The organism is Sporomusa sp. (assembly GCF_035561255.1).
Classification (GTDB): domain Bacteria; phylum Bacillota; class Negativicutes; order Sporomusales; family Sporomusaceae; genus Sporomusa.
This window is the reverse complement of the sequence record NZ_DATMXX010000413.1, coordinates 1-4,098: the sequence shown is the minus strand read 5'-3', so window position 1 is coordinate 4,098 and position 4,098 is coordinate 1. Positions and strand designations below refer to the sequence as shown.

The 4,098-nt window shown below is 46.2% G+C and carries 4 protein-coding genes; 2 read left to right on the top strand and 2 right to left on the bottom strand.

Annotation, left to right across the window (positions count from 1 at the left end):
• The first annotated feature begins 148 nt into the window (after positions 1 to 148).
• Both VN379_RS23860 and VN379_RS23855 read left to right on the top strand, forming a co-directional pair.
• A complete protein-coding gene (locus VN379_RS23860; protein ID WP_325538551.1) occupies positions 149 to 781 on the top strand; it encodes a corrinoid protein in 633 nt (210 codons plus the stop codon).
• Positions 782 to 857: 76 nt separating this feature from the next.
• A complete protein-coding gene (locus VN379_RS23855; RefSeq protein WP_325538549.1) occupies positions 858 to 2,306 on the top strand; it encodes a trimethylamine methyltransferase family protein in 1,449 nt (482 codons plus the stop codon).
• Positions 2,307 to 2,573: 267 nt separating this feature from the next.
• On the opposite strand, the gene VN379_RS23850 is transcribed toward VN379_RS23855, so the two are convergent.
• The gene (locus VN379_RS23850; protein ID WP_325538547.1) at positions 2,574 to 3,788 is read right to left on the bottom strand and encodes an MFS transporter; all 1,215 of its coding nucleotides are present in this window, start codon (positions 3,786 to 3,788) and stop codon (positions 2,574 to 2,576) included.
• Between the two features lies 1 nt (position 3,789).
• Positions 3,790 to 4,098: hypothetical protein (locus VN379_RS23845; RefSeq protein WP_325538545.1), on the bottom strand; the 309-nt coding region annotated here is incomplete at its 5' end.

Genomic DNA, 4,098 nt, shown 5'->3' with positions numbered 1-4,098 from the left:
GTTTAGAATATTCAATAAATCGCAGGGAACTGCGTTTTTATTAGTTTTTCCCATCGTTATTTTGTTGGCACAGTTATTGCTTTACTATATGTTAAATCCTCTATAGCGCTAAGGGGAAACTAGTCTATAACTATAAGGAGTGAGTAGAATGGCTGATTTTGAGTCCTTAACCCAAAGTGTAATTTCCGGTAGAGAAGCACAGGTAAGAGAACAAACTGCAGCAATGGTCGCGGCCGGGGTCAAGCCCCTGGAGATTATTAATCAAGGTTTAATTGCCGGCATGAATATCGTCGGCCCCCGGTTCAAAAACGGCGATATGTTCGTACCTGAGGTGTTAATGGCCGCCAAAGCTATGGCTGCAGGGATCGAAATTGTCAGACCTCTAATAGCAGATACAGACATGCCGTCGATAGGTAAAATACTGATTGGCACTGTAAGAGGAGACCTCCATGACATTGGCAAGAACTTGGTGGCCATGATGCTGGAAAGCGGCGGGTTTACAGTAATCAACCTGGGAATCGATATCCCGGCAGAAAAATTTGTGGCGGCAATTAAGGAACATAAACCTGGCGTAGTCGGGATGTCGGCGCTTCTAACTACTACGATGTTAAACATGAAAGAAGTGATCGATTTAATTAATGAAGAAGGCTTACAGGTGAAATGCATTATTGGCGGCGCTCCTATCTCCCAGGAGTTCGCTGATGAAATCGGGGCCGACGGCTACGCTCCGGATGCAGCATCCGCTGTGGAGCTATGCAAAAAACTATTAGCTGCATCCTAATGCAGATATCCCCAGGGACCATTTGACCCTGCAAGCATAAAGCAAATAATAAATTGGAAGAAAGAAGGTATTGACTGTGAAACCGAATTTTATAACCAAACAATCTGTTCAGTATCGGGTATGGGACCAAAACCAATGCGCCGAGGTCGTTAATGCCACCTTCCGCGTTTTGGAAAGGACAGGCTGCCTGGTCCAGAACGAAAAAGCCCGGGAGTTAATGAAGGAGGCGGGTTGCCTGATCGACGGCGACAGAGTGAGAATCCCTGCTTCGTTGATGGAATGGGCTGTCAACAGCGCTCCTTCCCAGCTTACTTTTTATAACCAGTCTGGCCAGCCTGCTGCGAAGTTGGCACCCTACGAAGTCAACTTCGGTCCCACAATGGGCGATACATTCATTCTTGACAGCGAAACAGGCCAAAAGCGCCGTGGCTTAAAGTCAGACTGCGCTAAGGCCGCCATGGTCTGTGACGCCCTGCCGAACGTCACCTATGCAAGCGGATTAACACTTGTATCCGATTGTAATCCCGATTTGGCGGAAGTTTATGAAATCCGCCACGCACTGCCCAATACCACAAAACCGATGATGTGCTGGTCCCACAGTCTCGAAAATTTCGCCAGCGTCGTCGAGATGTTTGAGGCGGTTGCCGGTGGTTCGCAAAAGCTTGCGGAGAGACCCAGAGCTCTATGCCTTATTTGTCCTGTTGACCCCTTGATTCACACCGATAACGGCCTGTCCCAAGTCATGTATGCGGCGGAAAAACGATTCCCCGTCGTCTATATTGCCGGCATTTCCTTTGGCTGCGTGGGCCCTGTTACCGCGGCGGGGACTATCGCGGTAGGTATGGCCGATACGCTCGTTGGCTTGCTGGTCAGCCAGTTGACGAGAAAAGGCGCGCCCTTTGTAGCCTCTAAATTTTGCGATAATATGAATATGAGAACAGGTAACGTCACTCACTCCCGTCCTGAACTTCATCTGGCCAATTCCGCCAGCGCCGATGTGTTCCGTTATCTTAAATTGCCTTTTGCTCTCAATACTCTTGGCACCGATGCGTCCTGCATCAATCAGCAATACATTTTCGATGCAGCCACCAATTGCTATGACGCTTGGCTTTGCGGAAGCAACTGGAACTGGGGTATGGGTGTTTTGGAAGGCGGCAACTCTTCTTGCCTGGAGGGTCTCGTATTTTACGACGAGGCAATCGGTTTTACCAGCCGTCTGACCGAGGGGATCGAAGTTAGCCCCTATACTTTGGCGGAAGATATTATCGACAGAGTCGGCCCCGGTGGAAACTTCTTCGCTGAGGAACAGACCGCTAAACACGTCAGAAGCTTCTGGGAGCCATATGCATTGGCAAGCCAGAGTCATGACCAATGGATTGCCGGCGGGAAAAAAGATGTTGATTCATTCGTTAAGGAAAAAGTAAAGGAAATCCTGGCCAAAGGCCCGCAGACTTCATTGAGTGATGATGTTCTCAATGAACTGGACGCAATTGTCGCAAGGGCCGAAAAACGTATTGCTAAATAAATGCTAGCCATTTTTATAGAGCCGCCTTCACATTTTTGAGTGAGGGCGGCTTTTTTGTTAACCAAAAGAGAAGGATATATTCTATCCTTCTCTCTTTTATCCGAACAGGCTTTATTTTTCCATACTCATGTTTATGATATGTTTTTTCCCAACCGATAGGTTTATTTTGTTGATCAAACAGCCGCTGTTCAACCATCAGCAACGGTATGGTTCCGTTTAAACATAATGATTTGTTGATGACCGGCTGCGAATCCTCTGCATATATATTTAATTCTTTTCTAATGGCAAATGCTGAATCGCGTTTTGCCGTCTGCCGAAAATCTGATAAAGCAGCCAATAGAGGATGAGAAACAAGATTGACGCTATATACATCATGGAATATCCGGTCAGTGCCACGATAGCCCCTAGCAAAATAGCTCCTAAACCGATGCCTAAATCAAAAGAATTTAAAAAAGTGCCCATTGCGTGTTCGCGCCGGTTCACCGGCACAACATTGATGCACCAGGCCTGTAAAGCAGGAAATGCGGCCCCCATACCGGTTCCATAAAAAGCGGCGGCAAAAATGAGGGCAGTCGTGGTCGAAGCCGTAGCCAGCAAAAAAGTGCCGATGCTGCAAAGAATAGCAGAAGCGCCGATCAGAATCCCCGGTCCTTTCTGATCAAATATCTTCCCCCCCACAAAGCGTACAAGTAAGCCAGCTGTGGCATTCACAAAAAAGAAATAGGCAACATTGGCAATTGCGGCTTCCTGGGCATATAAAACAACAAAAGCCAGGATACCCCCAAAAGACAGGCCGAGTAATAAGGCCAGACCAGACTGCAGCAATACGCGTTTTTCTATGAATATTTCAAGTAGTGAATTCTCTTGCTGCATTTCCCGCTGGAGCGGCTTTCTTTCTTCTTCAGTTGTTATTGGACCGGCAACCGTCAATGTAACGAAAACAGCAAATAGTAAAATGAGTGTGCCAACGCCAAAGACGCTGTCAAAACCATGCTGCTCCATGAGCCAGATACCTACAAAAGGCCCAACCGAAATACCGATGGTTTCGCCGACCCCAAAATAACCAAGCCCTTCACCCCGCTGGCTTGCCGGGATAAAGGCAGCCGCCAAGGTCGCGTATAACGTAGTGGCCACACCAAATCCTAAGCCATGCAGCAGGCGGATAGCAACCGTGCTCAGACTGGAAGTACTCCAATAATAACTGGCGGTAGCCAGCATGCAAACGGCAACACCTAAAACGAGCAGTGTTTTTTGATTAAGTCTGTGCCCCAAATTGCCGGTTAGCACACGAATAAAGATAGCGGAGAAGGTAAAAGCCCCCATAATAAAACCGATTTGCGAACTGGTTCCCCCATTCTTAGCGATGAATACCGGCAATGTAGGCATTAACATATCAAAAACCATAAAAAGCAGTAAATTTGATAAAGCTAAAACAATAAAATTTTTATTCCACAAACGCTGTCCTGCAGCAATATTGTTCAACCTAATCATCCCCTTCTTTTTGTGATTTAGTTTTAATAAGCCCATTCCAGTAAATGTCCCAGAATATGCGCAGGGAATGATCAAAGTCCTTTGGTGTTGCAAAAACGAGTTGTGTAAATAAACCGTCCAATAACGTGATAAAAGAAGTTGGCCCTTCATCCGGGTTAATGCGTAAATTGGGTTCTTCCAAAAATTTCGGTTGTAATAATCTTTTTAAATGAGTAAGGAATAAATAATAATTTTGCGAAAAGTAATTCTGAAGCGAATTCGGAGGAATAAACGTTAATAAAAACATGAAACTATTATTGTC